The following is a 17,961-nucleotide window of genomic DNA, read 5'->3' on the forward strand; positions in this document are numbered from 1 at the left end:
GAGGTGAGGCGGGCGCGGAGGTTGCCCGGGGGGCGGGTGGGGTGGGGGTGCCGGTGAGGTTTCTCGCCCCCGCCGCCCCTTCCCGTCCCTTCCTCAAGGGGCTGCGCCCCTTCGACCCCCGGACGTCCCTCCGGTGGGTGCTGGTCGCGCAGTTCCCCGCGCCCCTGACGGGGCGCGGTTTCGTTCGATCGCAGCAGTTCTGAGTGCAGTCTGCTGAGGACCGGGCCCGGGCTCGTGCCCAGGCGGGCCGCCAGGAGGCGGCGTACCTGCTCGTAGGCGGCCAGGGCCTCCGCCGTGCGGCCGGTGTCGCGGAGGGCGCGGAGGCGGAGGGCCTGGAGGGGTTCGTCGAGGGGGTGGGTGTCGCAGAGGGCGGTGAGGTCCGGGAGGGCGGCGTCGGGACGGCCCAGGGCGAGGGCGGCGTCGAGGCAGGTGCGGTGGGCGTCGAGGCGGCGGGTCTCCCAGCGCGCGGCCTCGGCGGCACGGTCGGGGAGGTCGGCGAGGGGCGGGCCCTGCCAGAGGGCGAGGGCGTCGTCGAGGACGTCCGCGGCCTTGGCCGGGTCACCGTCGGCGAACGCGCGGGCGCCCTCGTCCGCGAGGCGTTCGAAGCGGTGCAGGTCGACGTCGTCCCGGGTGGCCGTGAGCCGGTAGCCGCCGTTCACCGAGGCGACCGCGTCCGGGCCGAGCGCCCTGCGCAGCCGGCCGACCAGCGCCTGGAGCGCGCCCGGCGCGTCGGCGGGCGGGTCGTGGGTCCACACCTCGTCGACGAGGACGGTCGCGGGCACCGTGCGTCCCGGTCGCAGCGCGAGCACGGTCAGCAGGGCGCGCAGGCGTGCGCCCCCGACGGGGACGGGGGTGCCGTCGGACTGCAGGGCCTGGGTGGTGCCGAGGATGCGGTAGCGCACGAGGTCCATTGTCTCTGTCGGGATCGAAATCGGGTTCGGGTTCCGGCCGCCGTGCCAGGGCCCGTACCGGTGCTCGGGCCGGGTGTCATGCTCGGGTTCCGGTGTCCGGTGCGTCGAGTCGGCGCTCCGAGCGGCCGTCCCGGCACGTACTCCCCCACCTTGCTAGGAACTCGGAGGCGATCGCGAGACGTTTTCGCCGTGCGCCCGGTACCGTCGGTGCGTCCATACGAGTGATCGAGTCGACATCGACCCAGCTAGGAGTGCCATGACCACCGCCGCGTCCCGCCGGAGCGACCGGAGGATCAGCCCCGTGTTCGTGGGGATCGTGGCCGTCATGGCGGTCACGGGATGGGCCACGTGGACCGGGTTCGCCGAGCAGCCCGGGCTGGCCGTCTTCCTGTTCGTGACCTCGGCGTGGATCGTCTCGCTCTGTCTGCACGAGTACGCGCACGCCCGTACCGCCCTGCACAGCGGTGACATCTCCATCGGCGCCAAGGGCTATCTCACCCTGAACCCGCTGAAGTACACACACGCCCTGCTCAGCATCGTGCTGCCCGTCGTGTTCGTGATCATGGGCGGGATCGGTCTGCCCGGTGGCGCGGTGTTCATCGAGCGGGGCCGGATCCAGGGCCGCTGGAAGCACAGCCTGATCTCGGCGGCGGGCCCGCTGACGAACGTGCTGTTCGCGGCCGTCTGCACCGCGCCCTTCTGGCTGGGCGTCACCGACGGCGTCCCGCGCGCCTTCCTCTTCGCCCTGGCCTTCCTGGCGATGCTCCAGGTCACGGCGGCGATCCTGAACTTCCTCCCGGTGCCCGGCCTGGACGGCTACGGCGTCATCGAGCCCTGGCTGTCGTACAAGATCCGTCGCCAGGTGGAGCCGTTGGCGCCCTTCGGGCTGCTGCTCGTCTTCGCGGTGCTGTGGATCCCGGCGGTGAACGGCGTGTTCTGGGACGTGATCGACGCGTTCATGCGGGGCCTCGGGATCGAGGACCGGCTGTCCGACTGCGGCTACTGGCTCTACCGCTTCTGGCGCGAGGACAGCGACATCTGCCTCACGGGGATGTGACGGCCGCCTACTCAGCCGGCGGCGGAGCGCTCCAGCTTCGCCTTCCGGACGTAGTACCAGGTCATGTTGGAGGACAGGCCGGCCATCAGCACCCACACGACACCCAGCCAGCTGCCCCGGCTGAAGGAGACCACGGCCGCGGTGATCGCGAGGAGACAGACGACGAGCGCGTAGACGGCGAGGCGGGGCATGGGGGTCGGCTCCTGGGAAGGCGGTCGGACGAGGTGGTGCGTCGTCCAGTGTCCCCCATGCCCGTACGCGTACGTACGTCGCCTCGCGTCCGGGCCTATACGTCCGTGAGCCGGATGCCCGCGTGGGCCTTGTAGCGGCGGTTCACGGAGATCAGGTTGGCTACCAGGGACTCGACCTGGTGGGCGTTGCGCAGCCGGCCGGCGAAGATGCCGCGCATGCCGGGGATGCGGCCCGCGAGCGCCTGCACGATCTCGACGTCGGCGCGCTCCTCGCCGAGGACCATCACGTCGGTGTCGATCTCCTCGATCTCCGGGTCCTCCAGGAGGACGGCGGAGAGGTGGTGGAAGGCGGCGGTGACGCGGGAGTCCGGCAGCAGGGCGGCGGCCTGCTCGGCGGCGCTGCCCTCCTCCGGCTTCAGTGCGTAGGCGCCCTTCTTGTCGAAGCCGAGCGGGTTGACGCAGTCGACGACGAGCTTGCCGGCCAGTTCCTCGCGCAGCGATTCGAGGGTCTTGCCGTGGCCGTCCCACGGCACGGCGACGATCACGATGTCGCTGCGGCGGGCGGTCTCGGCGTTGTCGGCGCCCTCGACACCGTGGCCGAGGTCCTGGGCGACGCCCTGCGCGCGGTCGGCGGCCCGCGACCCGATGATCACCTTCTGGCCGGCCTTGGCAAGACGGTAGGCGAGGCCCTTGCCCTGCGGACCGGTGCCGCCGAGCACGCCGACGACGAGCCCCGAGACGTCCGGCAGGTCCCAGGGGTCCTTGGCGGGTGCCTTCGCGGGGCTCTTCGCGGCGGACTGCTGTGCACTGTCTGTAGAGGTCATGGGCCGACTTTACGTGCGGGGCCGGCGCGCGCGACGCTCAGGTGAGTGCTGTCAGCCGAGCAGGGTCACGGGGACGCGGCGGAACGTGATCGTCTCGTAGGCGCTGAAGTCGCCTGTCTCGTAGAGCAGTCCGACGGTGTCCCGGTCGACGCGCACGAGGTCGGAGTACGCGGCGGGCAGGCCGTCGACGGTGTGGACGGGGCGCCAGGTGACGCCGTGGTCGGTGCTGGCGCGGACGGTCATCAGGGCGCGGAAGCCGGGGTCGGCGGGGCCGGAGTAAAGGAGCAGGTCGGGGTCGCGGAGCTGGAGGACGCTGCCCTCGACGACCGGGCCGACGATGCCCGCCTGCGGCCGGAACGGCTTGACCAGGCTCTCGCCGCCGTCGGTGGAGTGGGCGTCGGCGCGGGTGCCGGGGGACGGGGAGTCGTTGCGGGTGTTGAAGTAGAGCCGGCCGTCGGGGAGTTCGGTGGCGGTGGTCTCGTTGGCGTTGATGTAGCCGTCGGTGTTGTCGTCGACGTATCCGATGCGCCAGGTGGCGCCCGCGTCGTCGCTCAGCAGGCAGTGTCCGCCGTTGTACTTGGCCTCCGTGCCGTTGTCCGCGCCGGCGGGCGGGAGGGAGTGGTTGGCGGGGACGACGACGCGGCCGGTGGTGAGCTGGAGCGCGTGGCCGGGGGTGGTGGCGTACCACCGCCACTGCGGCTTCTTGGTCTGCTGGGTGATCTCCCTGGGGTTGGACCAGGTCTGCCCCTCGTCGTCGCTGTGCTGCACCCAGACGCGACGGCCGTCCGCCGCGGTGACCTCGCCGCGGCGGATGGCGTCCTCCGTGGCGTGGGCGGCGTTGCGGACGTGGACCAGCAGGATCCGGCCCGTGTCGAGGACGACGGGGGCGGGGTTGCCGGCGAGGGCGTCACCGTTCTTGGCGGCGACCTGGAGCGGGCCCCAGGTCCGGCCGCCGTCCGTCGACCGCTTCACCACGATGTCGATGTTCCCGAAGTCCTCCCGCCCGCCGACCCGTCCCTCGCAGAAGGCGAGCAGGGTGCCGGAGGGGGTGACGACGACCGCCGGGATCCGGAAGCTGGCGTAGCCTTCGCGGCCGGCCCGGAAGGGGACGCTGGACTGGGGCGTGGGGGGCATGGGGGGCTCCTGGGGGTGGGCGCGGCTCGTGGGCGCGACGGTGCGGTGACGTGGGTGTGGCTGTTCGGCCTGCGTGCCCGGCCCGGGCCAATTCGGGGTGAACACCGGGTCACGAGTGTCCGGTTGCGGCAGGACGCGGGCGCGGGGGCGCCGTACGGCTCGCGTGGGTGCGTGAGGTGCCGGCCGGGAAGGTGTGGCCGGGGGCCACGTGATGGTTCGCGGGGCGTTGCGGGGATGCGTGGTGTCGTACGGCGGTGGGCTGCTGCTCGTCGGTAGGGCCGAGTACGAGCCGTGGCATCTCGCGGCGCGTCTGGTCGACGAGGCGGTCTGGTCCGGTACGCCGGGTGCCTCACCCACGCTCGTCCGGCACCGCGCGCGGGCCTCGGATCCGGCGCATCTCGCGGGCGGGCTCGGCCGGGTGTCGGCGGCCCGGCGGGGCGAGACCCTGCTCGTGGTGGCGCCGTCCGCGCCGGGCGCCGACCTGTCGGAGCGGGTGCACGACGCGCGGCGGGCGGGGGTGACGGTGCTCTCGTCGACCAGCGGCGACCGGGAACTCGTCGCGCCGGCCCATGAGGCTCTGGCGGCGTCGGCCGCGTCCGACGTCCACCTCGACACTGTCCAGCGTCCGGTCGGCGCGGCCGCCGGTGAGCGGGGGCTCCGGCGTTACCGCGACCGCATCTCCCCCTCCCGACTGACGGACCACCTGCCCTCGCCACCCCAGACCCGCTGGTGACCGCATGCGTCCTCGGCGGCCTCAGCGGCGACCCGTCGGCCGCACCGCCCCCGGCCGGAGGGGAGAGGCGGTGCCCGGGTCGTCGGGGGAGGTCAGTCGGGGTTGCCGTTCGGGGTGGGGGTGTCGTGCCAGCGAGGGTCGTTCTCCCACTCCGCGTTGCGTTCCTGGGCCGTCTCCATGGCCCGGTGGGCGTCCTGGCGGGAGGCATAGGGGCCCATGCGGTCCTTGCCGGGGCAGTCGGGGCCCTCTTCGACCTTCTTGTGTTCCAGGCAGTAGAACCATTCACCGGGCTTGCCGGCGGTACGCCGTTTGAACAGGGGCATGACCTGAGTTCCCTTCGGCAGTCGTCACCGACATGGTCCCCCACCACCGCTGGTTAAACTCGCTGGCATGTCTGGCCAGTCGCTGCTCGCACCGGGGAAGCTCTCCCCCGTCCGCCCCGTACCGGGGAACATCCGTCGTCCCGAGTACGTGGGCAAGCCCGCCCCGACTCCGTACACCGGGCCGGAGGTGCAGACCCCGGAGACGATCGAGGCGATGCGGATCGCCGGCCGGATCGCGGCCCGGGCGATGGCCGAGGCGGCCAAGCACATCGCGCCCGGGGTCACCACGGACGAGCTGGACCGGGTCGCGCACGAGTACATGTGCGACCACGGGGCCTATCCCTCGACGCTCGGCTACCGCGGTTTCCCCAAGTCGTTGTGCACCTCGGTCAACGAGGTCATCTGCCACGGCATCCCCGACTCGACCGTGCTGAACGACGGCGACATCGTCAACCTGGACGTGACGGCGTACATCGGCGGTGTCCACGGCGACAACAACGCCACCTACCTGGTGGGGGAGGTCGACGAGGAGTCGAGGCTGCTCGTCGAGCGGACCCGGGAGTCGCTCGCCCGCGCCATCAAGGCCGTCAAGCCGGGGCGGCAGATCAACATCATCGGGCGCGTCATCGAGTCGTACGCGAAGCGGTTCGGGTACGGGGTCGTGCGCGACTTCACCGGGCACGGCATCAACTCGTCGTTCCACTCGGGGCTGATCGTCCCGCACTACGACTCCCCGCACGCCACGACCATGATCCAGCCCGGGATGACCTTCACGATCGAGCCGATGCTCACGCTCGGGTCGTACGACTACGACATGTGGGACGACGGCTGGACGGTCGTGACGAAGGACCGCAAGCGGACGGCGCAGTTCGAGCACACGCTGGTGGTCACGGAGACCGGCGCGGAGATCCTCACGCTGCCGTAGGTCCGCCCGCCCCTGTCGCGGCTCCGCCTCGTCGCAACCCGCCGCCGGCCTCGGGCCGGCGGCGGGTTCTTTCGTGCGTGGATTCCCTGGGGAAGTGGTGGTGATCCGGGGTACCGTTTTTACCGACAGGGAGTCGGGAACCTGTTGACTTAGGTAAGCCTAACTATAGAAAATGGCAGCAGGTTCTCGTCCACCTCTCATCGGCACCGGAGGCCTCCATGAACGCGTCGGTCACCTCGGACACGGCGTTCTCCACGCTCATCCGCACCGCCTCGCACGAGCAGCACACGGAGGCGGAGACCACGACGTTCATGGGCGACATGCTGGGCGGGAAACTCGGCGTCGAGGCGTACACGCGGTACACCGAGCAGCTGTGGTTCGTGTACGAGGCCCTGGAGAGCGCCGCCCCGGGGCTGGCCGACGACCCGGTCGCGGGGCCGTTCGTGCGGCCCGAGCTGATGCGGCTCGGCGCGCTGGAGCGGGACCTGGAGCATCTGCGCGGCCCCGGCTGGCGGGCGACGCTCAGGGCGCTGCCGGCGACCGAGGAGTACGCGGAGCGGGTCGCGGAGTGCGCGCGTACCTGGGCCGGCGGCTATGTGGCCCACCACTACACGCGCTACCTCGGCGACCTCTCCGGCGGGCAGATCATCCGGGACCGGGCCGAGAAGACGTGGGGCTTCGCCAAGAAGGGCGACGGGGTGCGGTTCTACGTCTTCGAGGAGATCACCAACCCGGCCGCGTTCAAGCGGGGGTACCGGGAGTTGCTGGACCGGGTGCGGGCCGACGATCTGGAGAAGCAGCGGATCGTGAGCGAGTGCAAGCGGGCGTTCTCGCTCAACACCGCGGTCTTCCTCGCTCTGGGCGAGGAGTTCCCCCTGAGCGCGTAGCCGCCGCGCTCGCCGGGGCGGGGGGTTTCGGGGCCGCTGAGGTCGTGTGCCCGGTGCGGGTTCGTGGGGGCTGGTCGGGCTGGTCGCGCCGTTCCCCGCGCCCCTGAGAAGAGCGCCTTTGCTACCAAGGCGCTCTCACCTCTCCAGGAACACCCTGCCCCCGACCTCCACCCAGCCGTGCGGCTGCGGTGCCGTCAGGAGTTGGGAGCCGGTGCCCTGGGTGATGTTCAGGGCACGGCCCAGTAGAGCGGTCAGTTGCAGGGCGGCCGCGCCGGTGGCCTCGTCCTCGTCGATGCCGTCGTCGCGGCCGGGGAACGCCCGGGCACGGACCCGGCCGGCGGCCTCGTCCTCCCAAGCCCAGGCGTAGATCCACTCGCCGGGCGGCGGCACCGGCAGGTCGTCGACCTCGGCGGCGGAGGCGTACTGGCGGAACGTGCGGGGCGGGGCCCACTCCGGCAGGGCCTCGATCCAGCTGAACTCGCCGTCCAGCCGGGCCCCTACGACTCCGGCCGGGGTGACCAGTTCGGGTACGTCGAGCAGCCAGGCGGCGCCCACGCAGGGGTGTCCGGCGAAGGGCAGGCGCAGCGAGGGGGTGTAGATGTCGATGACACCGCGCTCGGGGTCGTCCACGAACACGGTCTCGCTGAAGCCCAGTTTGGCCGCGAAGTCCTGGCGCTCGGCGCGGTCGGGCATGACGGAGCCCTCGCGGACGACGCCCAGTTCGTTGCCGTATCCGCCGCGGGGCCCGCAGAACACCCGCAGCACATCGAAGTCGGTCACCCCCGCATTGAAACATCAACCAGGCCCCGGGTCGCACCAGGTCACCGCACCGCCGGTGACCGACCGGGCCGGGCCGACCCCATCCGTGAGAGGACCAAGTGACCGTACTGGACAAGCCGGTTGAGCCGGAGAGGGCCGACGGATCCGACGGGACCGGCGGGGCGGACGGGGCGGACGGGACCGGCGGGGCGAGCGCGGCCGTGGAAGGCGCGGGGAAGAGCGGTCGGCAGCCCTCCGGTTCCGGGCGTCGTCGTGCCCCGCTGCTGCTCACCGTCGGTCTGATCGTCGCGCTGTTCGTCCTGATACCGGTCGCCGGTGGGCTCGGGGCCTATCCGATCCCCACCGGTGACGTGGTCTCCTCGGTCGCGCATCGGATCGGGCTCGGCGGGGCGGAGCTGGAACGCGTTCCCGAGTCGGTGCTGTGGAACGTGCGGTTCCCGAGGATCGTGCTGGCGTTGCTGATCGGGGCGTCGCTCGGGTGTGCGGGGGCGCTGATGCAGGGCGTCTTCGGGAACCCGCTGGCGGAGCCGAGTGTCATCGGGGTCTCGCTGGGCGCGGCGGTGGGCGCGGTCGCGGCGATCGCGTTCGGGATCACGTTCCTCGGGAACTGGACGGTCTCGGTCCTCGCGTTCGTGGCCGGGCTGATCACCGTGTTCGTGGTGTACGCGATGTCGCGGTCGGGCGGCCGGACCGAGGTCGTGACGCTGATTCTCACCGGGATCGCGGTGAACGCCTTCGCCGGCGCCACGATCGGGCTGTTCATCTTCCTCGCGGAGGACACGGCGGCCGTCAACCAGATCACGTTCTGGCAGTTGGGCTCGCTGGCGCAGTCGACGTGGCCGAAGGTGCTGGCCGTGCTGCCGTGCGCGGTGATCGGGCTGGCCGTGGCGCCGTTCTACGCGCGCAAGCTGGACCTGCTCGCGCTGGGCGAGCGCGGTGCGCGGCATCTCGGGGTGGACGTGGAGCGGCTGCGGGTCGTGCTGATCCTGGTCGTCGCGCTGCTGACCGCCGCCGCCGTGAGCGTGTCGGGTGTCATCGGGTTCGTGGGGCTCGTCGTCCCGCATCTGCTGCGGATGGCGGCCGGGCCGGGGCACCGGTTCCTGATCCCTGGCAGCGCGCTCGCCGGGGCGGTCGTCCTGCTGGCGGCGGACCTCGCGGCCCGCACGATCGTCCAGCCGGCCGAGCTGCCCCTGGGAGTCCTCACCGCCCTGATCGGCAGCCCGTTCTTCTTCTGGCTGCTGCGCAGGACCCGTCGCAAGCAGGGAGGCTGGGCATGAGGTCCACATCGGGCACCAGGACCACGACGGGCACCAGGTCCACATCGGGCACGGGGTCCCTGCGCGGGCTCCTCCGGGGACGTCTCGGCTCGGGAGCTCCCACTCCCCCGGCCCCGTCCGACCCCGGTGACGTCCTCGCCGAGGCCGACGGCGTCACCGTCCGCCTCGGCGCGCGCGAGGTCCTCCACGGCGTGTCCGTCGCGGCGCGCGCGGGTCAGGTGCTGGCGCTGGGCGGGCCCAACGGCGCGGGCAAGTCGACGCTGCTGGGCGCGCTGGCGGCGGATCTGCCGGTGGCCGGCGGGGTCGTACGGGTGCACGGGCGGCCTGTGGGTGAGTGGTCGGCTTCCGAACTGGCGCTGCGGCGGGCCGTGTTGCCGCAGTCCGCCACCCTGTCGTTCCCCTTCACCGTGGAGGAGGTCGTACGGATGGGGCGGGCACCCTGGGCGCGGCAGCCGGACGGGGACGGCGGGGCGGACTCCGACGACGTGGCCGTGGCGGAGGCGATGGCGGTGACGGAGGTGACGGGGTTCGCGGCCCGGCCCTTCTCCGCGCTGAGCGGGGGCGAGCGCGCCCGGGTTGCGCTGGCGCGGGTGCTCGCGCAGCGGGCGCCGCTGCTGATGCTGGACGAGCCGACGGCCGCGCTGGACCTCAGGCATCAGGAGCTGGTGCTGCGGGTGTGCCGTCAACGGGCGCGGGCCGGGGACGCGGTGGTCGTCGTCCTGCACGATCTCGGGCTGGCGGCGGCGTACGCGGACCGGGTGGCCGTGCTGCGCGACGGTCGGATCGCGGCGGACGGGCCGCCGGCCGAGGTCTTCGAGGAGGGGTTGCTGTCGGAGGTGTACCGGCAGCCGGTGGAGGTGTTCCCGCATCCGCGGACGGGTGATGTCCTGATCACACCGAAACGGGGTTCTTGACCGCGAAATGGGTCTCTTGAACCACCCTTGACCGGACTATGGGGGCTGTTTTGAGCCACCGTGATCGGGCCGTGCTCGTACGGCCCCGAGGAGAGGGCTTCACTGGGAACACAGCGATTGGTGAGGTAAGCCTCAGATAACTAGGGGCCCGCCTCACCTTCTCTGTGTGTCCCCTGTGCCCTTCCTTGGAGCCGAAATGCGCCCCCTCAGACGCCCCTTCAGACTCTCCGTCGTGACCGCCGCCACGACCGTGGCGGCCCTGACCGCCGTCACCGGCTGCACCGAGAAGAGCAGCGCGGGCGCGGACGGGGTCATCGCGGTGACCGCGACCGACACCGCGTGCGAGGTGTCGAAGAAGGAGTTCCCGGCGGGCCACGTCGAGCTGGACATCGAGAACAAGGGCTCCAAGGTCACCGAGGTCTACATCCTGTTCCCGGACGACCGGGTGGTGACCGAGCGGGAGAACATCGGCCCCGGCACCAAGCAGAAGGTCACCGCCGAGGTGAAGGAGGGCGAGTACCAGATCGCCTGCAAGCCCGGCATGAAGGGCGACGGCATACGGCAGGCCGTCACGGCCACCGGCAGCGGAAAGATCGCCGAGCGCGATCCGAGGCTCGACAAGGCGGTCGCCTCGTACCGCAAGTACGCGCAGGAGCAGGCCGACGAGACCATTCCGCTGGTGAAGGTGTTCGCCGAGGCCGTCAAGGACGGGGACGTCGAGGCCGCGAAGAAGGCGTACGCGCCGTCCCGTATCGGCTGGGAGCGCACCGAGCCGGTCGCCGAGTCCTTCGGTGACATCGACCCGAAGGTGGATGTGCGCGAGGACGGTCTGGAGGAGGGCCAGGACCCGGAGAAGGACTGGACGGGCTGGCACCGCCTGGAGCGCTCGCTGTGGCAGGACGGCAAACTCACCGACCGCGACTCCGCACTGGCCGACCAGCTGGTGACCGATCTGGAGGACTGGCGGAAGCGGGTCGGCAAGGCGGAGATCACCCCGACCTCCATGGCCAACGGCGCCAAGGAACTCCTCGACGAGGTCGCCACCGGCAAGGTCACCGGTGAGGAGGAGCGCTACTCGCACACCGACCTCGTCGACTTCAAGGCCAACGTCGAGGGCGCCGAGGAGTCGTACGAGCTGCTGAAGTCCGTCGCCGCCGAGAACGACCCGGAGCTGACGAAGGAACTCGACCAGCAGTTCGCGGCACTGAACACGCTCCTCGACAAGTACCGGGCGGACAAGACGGGGTACGACTTCGTCTCCTACGACAAGGTCGGCGACGCGGAGCGCAAGGAGCTGTCGGACGCGGTGAACGCGCTCGCCGAGCCCCTGTCGCGGCTCGCCGCCGCGGTCGTCAAGTAACCGGGTGAGCACGGGAGTCAGCTGATGACGGAAGCGGACAGCAACGCCCAGCCGCCCACCCGGCGCGCGCTGATCGGCTGGGGCGGTGCCGGGCTCGCCCTCGGTGCCGCCGCGGCCGGCGGCGCGGTCGCCGTGGCGCGCACCGGCGACGACGTGGCGGCCCCGGCGGCCGGGGCGGCCGTCGCCTTCCACGGCGCCCACCAGGCCGGGATCGCCACGCCCGTGCAGGACCGGCTGCACTTCGCCGCGTTCGACGTGAAGACGGAGGACCGCGACGCGTTCGTGGCGATGCTCAAGGACTGGACGACCGCGGCTCGCCGGATGACGGCCGGAAAGGCGGTCGGCGACGGCGCCTACGGCGGTCTGCCGGAGGCCCCGCCGGACGACACCGGGGAGGCGTTGGGCCTGAAGCCGTCCCGGCTGACGCTGACGATCGGGTTCGGACCGTCGCTGTTCGAGAAGTTCGGTCTGGCGGGGCGGCGCCCCGAGGCCCTCGTGGACCTGCCGCAGTTCGCCGGCGACAATCTCGACCAGGCCCGCAGCGGCGGGGACCTGTGTGTCCAGGCCTGCGCGGACGACCCGCAGGTGGCCGTGCACGCCGTCCGCAACCTCGCCCGCATCGGTTTCGGCAAGGTGTCGGTGCGCTGGTCTCAGCTCGGGTTCGGCAAGACCTCCTCGACCACCCCCGAGGCGCAGACCCCGCGCAACCTCATGGGTTTCAAGGACGGCACCCGCAACATCGCGGGCACCGAGACGGACCGGCTGCGGAAGTTCGTGTGGGTGGGCGAGAAGGACGTCGACGCGGACTCCGCCTGGATGACCGGCGGCTCGTATCTCGTCGCCCGCCGCATCCGGATGCACATCGAGACCTGGGACCGGACCTCCCTGCGGGAGCAGGAGGACATCTTCGGCCGCGACAAGGGCGAGGGCGCGCCCGTGGGGAAGGCGAAGGAGCGGGACGAGCCGTTCCTGAAGGCGATGCTGCCGGACGCGCACGTGCGGCTCGCGCACCCCGACTCCAACGACGGGGCGACGCTCCTGCGGCGCGGCTACTCCTTCACCGACGGCACGGACGGCCTCGGCCGGCTGGACGCGGGCCTGTTCTTCCTCGCGTACCAGCGTGATGTCCGCACGGGATTCATCCCGGTGCAGCGCAATCTCGCCACGGACGCGCTCAACGAGTACATCCAGCACGTGGGTTCGGCGGTCTTCGCCGTTCCGCCGGGCGTCCGGGACGCGGACGACTGGTGGGGGCGGGCGCTGTTCGAGGCGGCGTCCGAGACGCCTTCGAAGGGGGCCTAGGCCGTGTTCGCGAACTATCTGATCGGTCTGCGGGAGGGCCTGGAGGCCAGTCTCGTCGTCTGCATCCTCATCGCCTATCTGGTGAAGACGGACCGCCGGGACGCGCTGAAGCCGATCTGGATCGGTATCGGGGTCGCCGTCGGGCTGGCGCTCGCCTTCGGCTGCGTCCTCGAATTCGGCTCCCAGGAGCTGACCTTCCAGGCGCAGGAGGCGCTCGGCGGCTCCCTGTCGATCATCGCGGTGGGCCTGGTGACGTGGATGGTCTTCTGGATGCGGCGCACCGCCCGTCATCTGAAGGCCGACCTGCACGGCAAGCTCGACGCGGCCCTGCGGATGGGCACGGGCGCGCTGGTGGCCACCGCGTTCCTGGCGGTGGGCCGGGAGGGCCTGGAGACCTCGCTGTTCGTGTGGACGTCGGTGAGGGCGTCGAGCGACGGCACCGAGGGCCCGTTGGCCGGCGTCCTGCTGGGCCTGGCGACGGCGGTGGTGCTCGGCTGGCTGTTCTACCGGGGCGCGCTGCGCATCAACCTCGCGAAGTTCTTCACCTGGACCGGCGGCATGCTGGTCGTGGTCGCGGCCGGTGTCCTCGCGTACGGCTTCCACGACCTGCAGGAGGCCGACTTCGTGCCCGGCCTGACGGACAAGGCGTTCGACATCTCCGGGACGATCCCGCCGGACAGCTGGTACGGCACCCTTTTGAAGGGTGTGTTCAACTTCCAGCCCGACCCGACGGTCCTCCAAGTCACGGTCTGGGGCCTCTATCTGATCCCGACGCTCGCGCTGTTCCTCGCCCCGGTAGGGTTCGCCTCCGGGAAGGGGAAGGTGAAGATTCCTGATGAGCAGGGTGCGCGGGGTTCGGAGCCCACGAAGGCTTCGTGAGGTTCGTCCGGTTCGTACAGGCGGGGGGTTCCTCGGGCTTCGTCGCCGGGGCGGGCTTCGCGCGTACGGGCGTGGCGCGCTGGTGACCACGGCGGTCACCGCGCTGTCGTTGACGGCGAGCGGGTGCGTGGTGGTCCGGGGCGACCTGGAGGTCCTTCCCACGGCGACCCAGGCGGAGGCGGAGCGCGCGCTGCAGGACTTCACCACCGCGTACAACAGGGCGGACAAGGCGAACGACCAGTCCCAGGACGCCTCCCGGGTCACCGGCGCGCTCGCCGACATCGACGGCGGCAAGCTCCGCTCGGGCGCGAAGATCAACCCGAGCGGCAATCCGAACCATGTGCCGCTCAAGCTGGCCGACGTCACCTACACGATCCCGGAGAAGGCGGCGTGGCCACGCTGGTTCGTCGCCGACGCCACCGCCAACAAGGGCAACAAGACGGACCGTTGGCTGTTCGTCTTCACCCGTGACGGGCTGACCGACCTGTGGGAGGTCTCCTTCCTCACCATCGTGCCCGCCGCCGACATGCCCGAGTTCAAGAAGGACGAGGACGGCCACGCCCAGGTGGTGCAGCCCGACGACGCCGAACTCTCCGTGGAGCCCGCGCAGTTGCCCGACCGGTACGTGACGTACCTGAAGGAGGACAGCGCCCTCTTCGCGGACGGCCCGTACACCTCCGAGGAGCGCGCGCGGCGCCAGCGGAACGCGGAGAAGCCGGGTCTGGCCCGGCAGTACGTCGACGAGGCCCTCACCAACGGCGACTACGCGCCGGTGGGGCTGCGCACCACGGACGGCGGGGCGCTGGTCTTCTTCACCACCCGCCACTACCAGAAGCAGACCGCCGCGCCGGGGGTGAGCATCCCCGTGAACGACGCGGCCGTGCGCGCCCTGATGACGGGCGAGCCGAAGCAGTCGCTGACCCTGGAGTTCGTGAACAACCAGGCGGTCCTCGACCCGGCGAAGACGCAGTCCGACCAGCAGGTGCGGGTCGTGAGCCAGGTGGGCGGCCTGACGGGCGCCAAGGGCGAGTGACGCCCCGGGCGTCGGGCGACGCGCCGGGAGCGCGGGATCAGCCTCGGGAGGGCCAGGCCGAATGCGCGTGGTCCGACTGCTCGCCCACGTGGCGTGAGCAGGCGTCGGTGAGGATCTCCAGCAGGGTCAGGGGGTCCGGCAGCGGGTGCTCGGGGCCGCGTACCCAGTGGACGCCGAGGTCACCGGGGAGCCGGGCCGGCGGCACGAGGACGTAGGACCCCCGGCAGTGCCAGCGCAGGCCCGGGTGCTCGTCCATGGTCTCGGGGTGGCAGTCCAGCTCGCAGGGCCACCACTCGTCCTCGTCCTCGGGGGTGCCCCGGGTGAGGGTGAAGAAGAGGAGCCGTCCGTTGTCGGACTCGGACTCGAACTCCGCGACGGGGCCCACCTCGATCCCGGAGGCGAGCAGCCGCTCCAGGGCCTCACGTCCGGCGGCGAGCGGGACGTCCAGCACGTCGTGGACCATGCCGGTCGCGGTGATGAAGTTGGCCTGCGGCTGGTGCCGGGCCCAGCGCTCGATCTGGCCGCGGTCGGTGGTGGACTGCGTCTGCCAGGCGAACGACACCGGGTGCCGGGCGGGGGTGGGACAGCCGACGCGGTCGCACGAACACCGGTAGCCCGAGGGGTACGCGGCGGGCGCGAGCGGGAGTCCGGCGGCGGCCGCGGCGAGCAGCAGTTCCTCACGGCCGGTTTCGTCGGCGGCCGGGTCGAGCGGGCGGCCGGTACGACGGGCACGCAGCCACTCGGAGAACCTGCCCTGCCGACCGGTCCGGCCGCCGAACGTCGCGCTCATCTATCGCCTCGCCTCGCTGTGGTGCGGACAGCATGTCCCCATGGTCCCACCATCCTGCGCCGAGGGTGGCCGGAGCCCACATCCGGGGTAGGTGGGGCGATGCCGGGGTGCGGACAGGGATGGCGGTCTATCCCGTGTTTTGAGGGGATTTACCGCCCACAGTCCGGCCCCGCTCGATCGTCACCGGGTCGTCTTGGTCACACTCGACCGGGTGGGTCGGGTCGACCGGGTCAGCGGGGCGCGAGGCCGTACAGGGCGTACTCGACCAGGGCGTCCGTGTACTCGTGCGAGATGGGGCCCGTGTACTGCAGCCAGCGCTGGGCGAGCGGGGAGACGAAGAGTTCCAGGGCGATCCGCGGGTCGATGTCGGGGCGTACGGCGCCCTGCTCCTGGGCCGCGCGCAGACGCTTCACATACAACTGCAGCTGGGGTTCGAGCAGTTTGCCGACGAACTCGACACCCAGCTCCCGGTTGACCACTCCCTCGGCGGCCAGGGCGCGGGAGGGGATCTCGAACTTGGGGTCGAGGAGTTCGTCGACGGTGGCGCGCAGGACCGCCTTGAGGTCGGCTTCGAGGTCCCCGGTGTCCGGGATCCCGTACTCGGCCCCTTCCCCGACCGTCTCGGCCGGTGCGGTGGCCTCCGCCGCCTGGGCGCTCAGATCGAGGAACGCCTCCAGCAGCACCTCGGCCTTCGAGGACCACCACCGGTAGATCGTCTGCTTGCCGACGCCGGCGCGGGCGGCGATGCCCTCGATGGTCGTCTTCTGGTATCCGACCTCACCGACGAGGGCGAGGGCGGCATCGTAGATGGCGCGACGCGACTTCTCGCTGCGCCGGGCGGAATCAGGGACGGTCTTGTTGGCCATGCTCCGAACCTATCAGGTTGACAAGACGGTACGTCTCGCCTCATGGTGGAGAACATCGACGAGACGAACCGTCTCGTCTGCTGTCTGGCCACAGGAAGGGAGCCAGTCATGACCCGAGGTGGAGCAGGAAACATGCTGGGAGTGGGCGGCGCCCGCCGGAACCTCGGCCGCGAGGCCCTGCGCGGCGGCTCCGCGAGCGGCCGCGTCGGCGGCGGCCTCGACCCCCGGGCCCAGAAGCGGGAGCTGCTGCGCAAGCTGCAGGAGAAGCGGCAGGAAGGGCGGACGGCGGAGGGGCGGACGACGGAGGGCCGTACGGCCGACGAGTCGTCGTGAACCGGCGAGGGGGACCGCCGTCTCAGCGGTCCCCGAGGCGGTGGTGGAGCTGGACCACCCGGAGGGTGAGCCCTTCCGGGCCGGCCAGCCGCAGCGCCGGGCGGCCGCCGTCCGCCGACCACGCGACCCGGCCGTGGGCTCGGGCGGCGACCGTCTCCACGTCGTCGACGCCGACCACGACGTCCCACCGCGCCGCTCCGCCTTCGACGAGGTCGGCGTGGGGGACGCCGGCGAGGAAGTCGGCGTGGACGAGGTCCGTGCCGGTCACCTCCCGGTAGAACTCCCTTGCCCTGTCCGGCTGTCGACAGGTCAGGACCATGCGGTGCGGGGCGCCGGGGGCGCCCGGAGAGAACGCCCATCCACTGAACCGGTGGGGCTGCCACAGGGAGACGGCGGCACCCACCGGGTCGACCAGCGTGGCCACGCGCCCCTGGTCCCCGGCGTCGAACGGCGGGACGACCAGCCGCGCCCCGTTCGCCACCGCCGTGGCGGTGCGGCGGTCGACGTCGTCGACGGCCAGGTAGAAGGCGATGTGGGCCGGGGTCTTCGGCGAGTAGAGGGGATGCGCCAGGTCGCTCGCCCCACCGACGCGATGGCCGTCCCCCGTGGTGATCTTCGTGGACCGGCGCGGGTCCTCCTCGTCCACCGTGAGGTGCCAGCCGAGGGTGGCGGCGAAGAAGGCGGCGATGCCGGGCAGATCGCGGGTCTTGACGTCCATCCAGCAGAACTCGCCCGGGGAACCGAGGCGGGCCGTCATCCGGTCGGCCCCGGTCCGATCGGCTCCAGCACGCCGACCGTCTGGCCGCCGCTGGTCTCCCCCGTCGTACGGAAGCCGAGGCCGAGGTAGAAGGCCTCCGGGCCGTCGGGGCCGGGGTGCCAGGTGACGAAGAGGCGGTCTCCCCCTCGGCGGCGGATCTCGGCGGCCACGGACTCGACGGCGAAGCGGCCGTAGCCCCTGCCCTGCTCGTCGGCGGCGATGTTGAGCCGCCAGAGCCCGGAACGGATGTCGGTGCCCGAACCGTCGCCCTTCCAGTCGATGTCGAGGAAGGCCATCAGAAACCCGACCGCACGCTCCCCGTCCATGATGAGCCGGGGCCAGGCGACCCCGGGGTGGACGTACGCCTCGGCCAGCGACTGCACGACCGGCTCCACGAGGTGTTCCTGATCGGGGCGGACGCGTACGCCGAGCGCGGCGTCGAGGTTGGCGGGGGATATCTCGGCCAGGTGCGGTGTGAGGGACATGATCGATGAGATAGCCGGAGACCGGGTGGGCGGCGCAACCGGATTTCGAGCCGATCGGGTCGACGCTGTGCGCCGTCCGGGCGGGATGGCTCGACCGCCTACGCCGGGAGGCTCTCCCGAGCCGAGGTGCGCCCACCGGTGTCCGATGAGCCGTCGCCGGGCGAGGTGCTGCGGGTCGCGCGGTGAGGGTCGGGGGCTCC

20 protein-coding genes and 1 pseudogene are annotated in these 17,961 nt (G+C 71.8%); 11 read left to right on the forward strand and 10 right to left on the reverse strand.

The features are described 5' to 3' along the window. Positions 1-911 (reverse strand): AfsR/SARP family transcriptional regulator (locus RM704_RS27560; RefSeq protein WP_311591340.1); only part of this gene is annotated, 911 nt, incomplete at its 3' end. Positions 912-1,167: 256 nt separating this feature from the next. Here RM704_RS27560 and RM704_RS27565 point away from each other — a divergent pair. Beyond that, a complete protein-coding gene (locus RM704_RS27565) occupies positions 1,168-1,968 on the forward strand; it encodes a site-2 protease family protein (RefSeq protein WP_033527398.1) in 801 nt (266 codons plus the stop codon). 11 nt (positions 1,969-1,979) lie between these two features. Here RM704_RS27565 and RM704_RS27570 read toward each other — a convergent pair whose 3' ends face one another. The 3 genes from RM704_RS27570 to RM704_RS27580 form a co-directional block, all read right to left on the reverse strand. Then, entirely contained in the window at positions 1,980-2,159 is a 180-nt protein-coding gene (locus RM704_RS27570; protein WP_033527397.1) for a hypothetical protein, read from the reverse strand. A gap of 95 nt (positions 2,160-2,254) precedes the next feature. After that, positions 2,255-2,983, reverse strand: a complete 729-nt coding sequence (gene npdG, locus RM704_RS27575; protein ID WP_033527396.1) for an NADPH-dependent F420 reductase — start codon at positions 2,981-2,983, stop codon at positions 2,255-2,257. Between the two features lie 51 nt (positions 2,984-3,034). Then, on the reverse strand, positions 3,035-4,117 hold the full coding sequence (locus RM704_RS27580) for a sialidase family protein (protein ID WP_033527395.1): 1,083 nt from the start codon (positions 4,115-4,117) through the stop codon (positions 3,035-3,037). A 167-nt stretch (positions 4,118-4,284) separates the two neighbouring features. On the opposite strand from RM704_RS27580, the pseudogene RM704_RS27585 reads away from it, so the two are divergent. Further along, a pseudogene (locus tag RM704_RS27585) lies at positions 4,285-4,850 on the forward strand (hypothetical protein). Between the two features lie 92 nt (positions 4,851-4,942). Here the strand turns inward: RM704_RS27585 and RM704_RS27590 are convergent. Further along, entirely contained in the window at positions 4,943-5,173 is a 231-nt protein-coding gene (locus RM704_RS27590) for a hypothetical protein (RefSeq protein WP_033527394.1), read from the reverse strand. 67 nt (positions 5,174-5,240) lie between these two features. Between RM704_RS27590 and map the strand changes: the two genes are divergently transcribed. Then, positions 5,241-6,098 carry a type I methionyl aminopeptidase gene (gene map, locus RM704_RS27595; RefSeq protein WP_033527393.1) on the forward strand — a complete coding sequence of 286 codons (858 nt, stop codon included), beginning with the start codon at positions 5,241-5,243 and terminating at the stop codon, positions 6,096-6,098. A gap of 218 nt (positions 6,099-6,316) precedes the next feature. Then, a complete protein-coding gene (locus RM704_RS27600; protein WP_033527392.1) occupies positions 6,317-6,985 on the forward strand; it encodes a biliverdin-producing heme oxygenase in 669 nt (222 codons plus the stop codon). A 135-nt stretch (positions 6,986-7,120) separates the two neighbouring features. On the opposite strand, the gene RM704_RS27605 is transcribed toward RM704_RS27600, so the two are convergent. Beyond that, positions 7,121-7,765: a PhzF family phenazine biosynthesis protein gene (locus RM704_RS27605; RefSeq protein ID WP_033527391.1), complete on the reverse strand. Its 645-nt coding sequence runs from the start codon at positions 7,763-7,765 to the stop codon at positions 7,121-7,123. A 260-nt stretch (positions 7,766-8,025) separates the two neighbouring features. On the opposite strand from RM704_RS27605, the gene RM704_RS27610 reads away from it, so the two are divergent. The 6 genes from RM704_RS27610 (at position 8,026) to RM704_RS27635 (ending at position 14,530) form a co-directional block, all read left to right on the forward strand. Further along, on the forward strand, positions 8,026-9,042 hold the full coding sequence (locus RM704_RS27610; RefSeq protein WP_033527508.1) for a FecCD family ABC transporter permease: 1,017 nt from the start codon (positions 8,026-8,028) through the stop codon (positions 9,040-9,042). Beyond that, a complete protein-coding gene (locus tag RM704_RS27615; RefSeq protein ID WP_311591341.1) occupies positions 9,039-9,956 on the forward strand; it encodes a heme ABC transporter ATP-binding protein in 918 nt (305 codons plus the stop codon). Before RM704_RS27610 ends, RM704_RS27615 begins: the two co-directional genes overlap by 4 nt. A 196-nt stretch (positions 9,957-10,152) precedes the next feature. Then, entirely contained in the window at positions 10,153-11,316 is a 1,164-nt protein-coding gene (gene efeO, locus RM704_RS27620; protein ID WP_033527390.1) for an iron uptake system protein EfeO, read from the forward strand. A 24-nt stretch (positions 11,317-11,340) separates the two neighbouring features. After that, on the forward strand, positions 11,341-12,618 hold the full coding sequence (efeB, locus tag RM704_RS27625; protein ID WP_033527389.1) for an iron uptake transporter deferrochelatase/peroxidase subunit: 1,278 nt from the start codon (positions 11,341-11,343) through the stop codon (positions 12,616-12,618). Positions 12,619-12,621: 3 nt separating this feature from the next. Beyond that, entirely contained in the window at positions 12,622-13,497 is an 876-nt protein-coding gene (gene efeU / locus RM704_RS27630) for an iron uptake transporter permease EfeU (RefSeq protein WP_033527388.1), read from the forward strand. Next, positions 13,454-14,530, forward strand: a complete 1,077-nt coding sequence (locus tag RM704_RS27635) for an SCO2278 family lipoprotein (protein WP_033527387.1) — start codon at positions 13,454-13,456, stop codon at positions 14,528-14,530. The genes efeU and RM704_RS27635 overlap by 44 nt, the downstream gene beginning before the upstream one ends. A gap of 37 nt (positions 14,531-14,567) precedes the next feature. Here the strand turns inward: RM704_RS27635 and RM704_RS27640 are convergent, their stop codons facing one another. Together RM704_RS27640 and RM704_RS27645 are read right to left on the reverse strand one after the other, a co-directional pair. Beyond that, complete coding sequence (locus tag RM704_RS27640; protein WP_033527386.1) at positions 14,568-15,320, reverse strand: bifunctional DNA primase/polymerase; 753 nt, start codon at positions 15,318-15,320, stop codon at positions 14,568-14,570. Between the two features lie 230 nt (positions 15,321-15,550). After that, entirely contained in the window at positions 15,551-16,186 is a 636-nt protein-coding gene (locus RM704_RS27645; RefSeq protein ID WP_033527385.1) for a TetR/AcrR family transcriptional regulator, read from the reverse strand. Between the two features lie 132 nt (positions 16,187-16,318). On the opposite strand from RM704_RS27645, the gene RM704_RS27650 reads away from it, so the two are divergent. Then, positions 16,319-16,519, forward strand: coding sequence for a DUF6243 family protein (locus tag RM704_RS27650; protein WP_033527384.1), 201 nt, complete (start codon positions 16,319-16,321; stop codon positions 16,517-16,519). Between the two features lie 22 nt (positions 16,520-16,541). Here RM704_RS27650 and RM704_RS27655 read toward each other — a convergent pair whose 3' ends face one another. Both RM704_RS27655 and RM704_RS27660 read right to left on the reverse strand, forming a co-directional pair. Beyond that, complete coding sequence (locus tag RM704_RS27655; RefSeq protein WP_033527383.1) at positions 16,542-17,276, reverse strand: VOC family protein; 735 nt, start codon at positions 17,274-17,276, stop codon at positions 16,542-16,544. Next, entirely contained in the window at positions 17,273-17,761 is a 489-nt protein-coding gene (locus RM704_RS27660; RefSeq protein ID WP_033527382.1) for a GNAT family N-acetyltransferase, read from the reverse strand. The genes RM704_RS27655 and RM704_RS27660 overlap by 4 nt, the downstream gene beginning before the upstream one ends. Positions 17,762-17,961: the final 200 nt, after the last annotated feature.

The sequence above is a fragment of the Streptomyces gottesmaniae genome (assembly GCF_031845845.1).
In the GTDB taxonomy this organism is placed as follows: Bacteria; Actinomycetota; Actinomycetes; order Streptomycetales; family Streptomycetaceae; genus Streptomyces; species Streptomyces akebiae.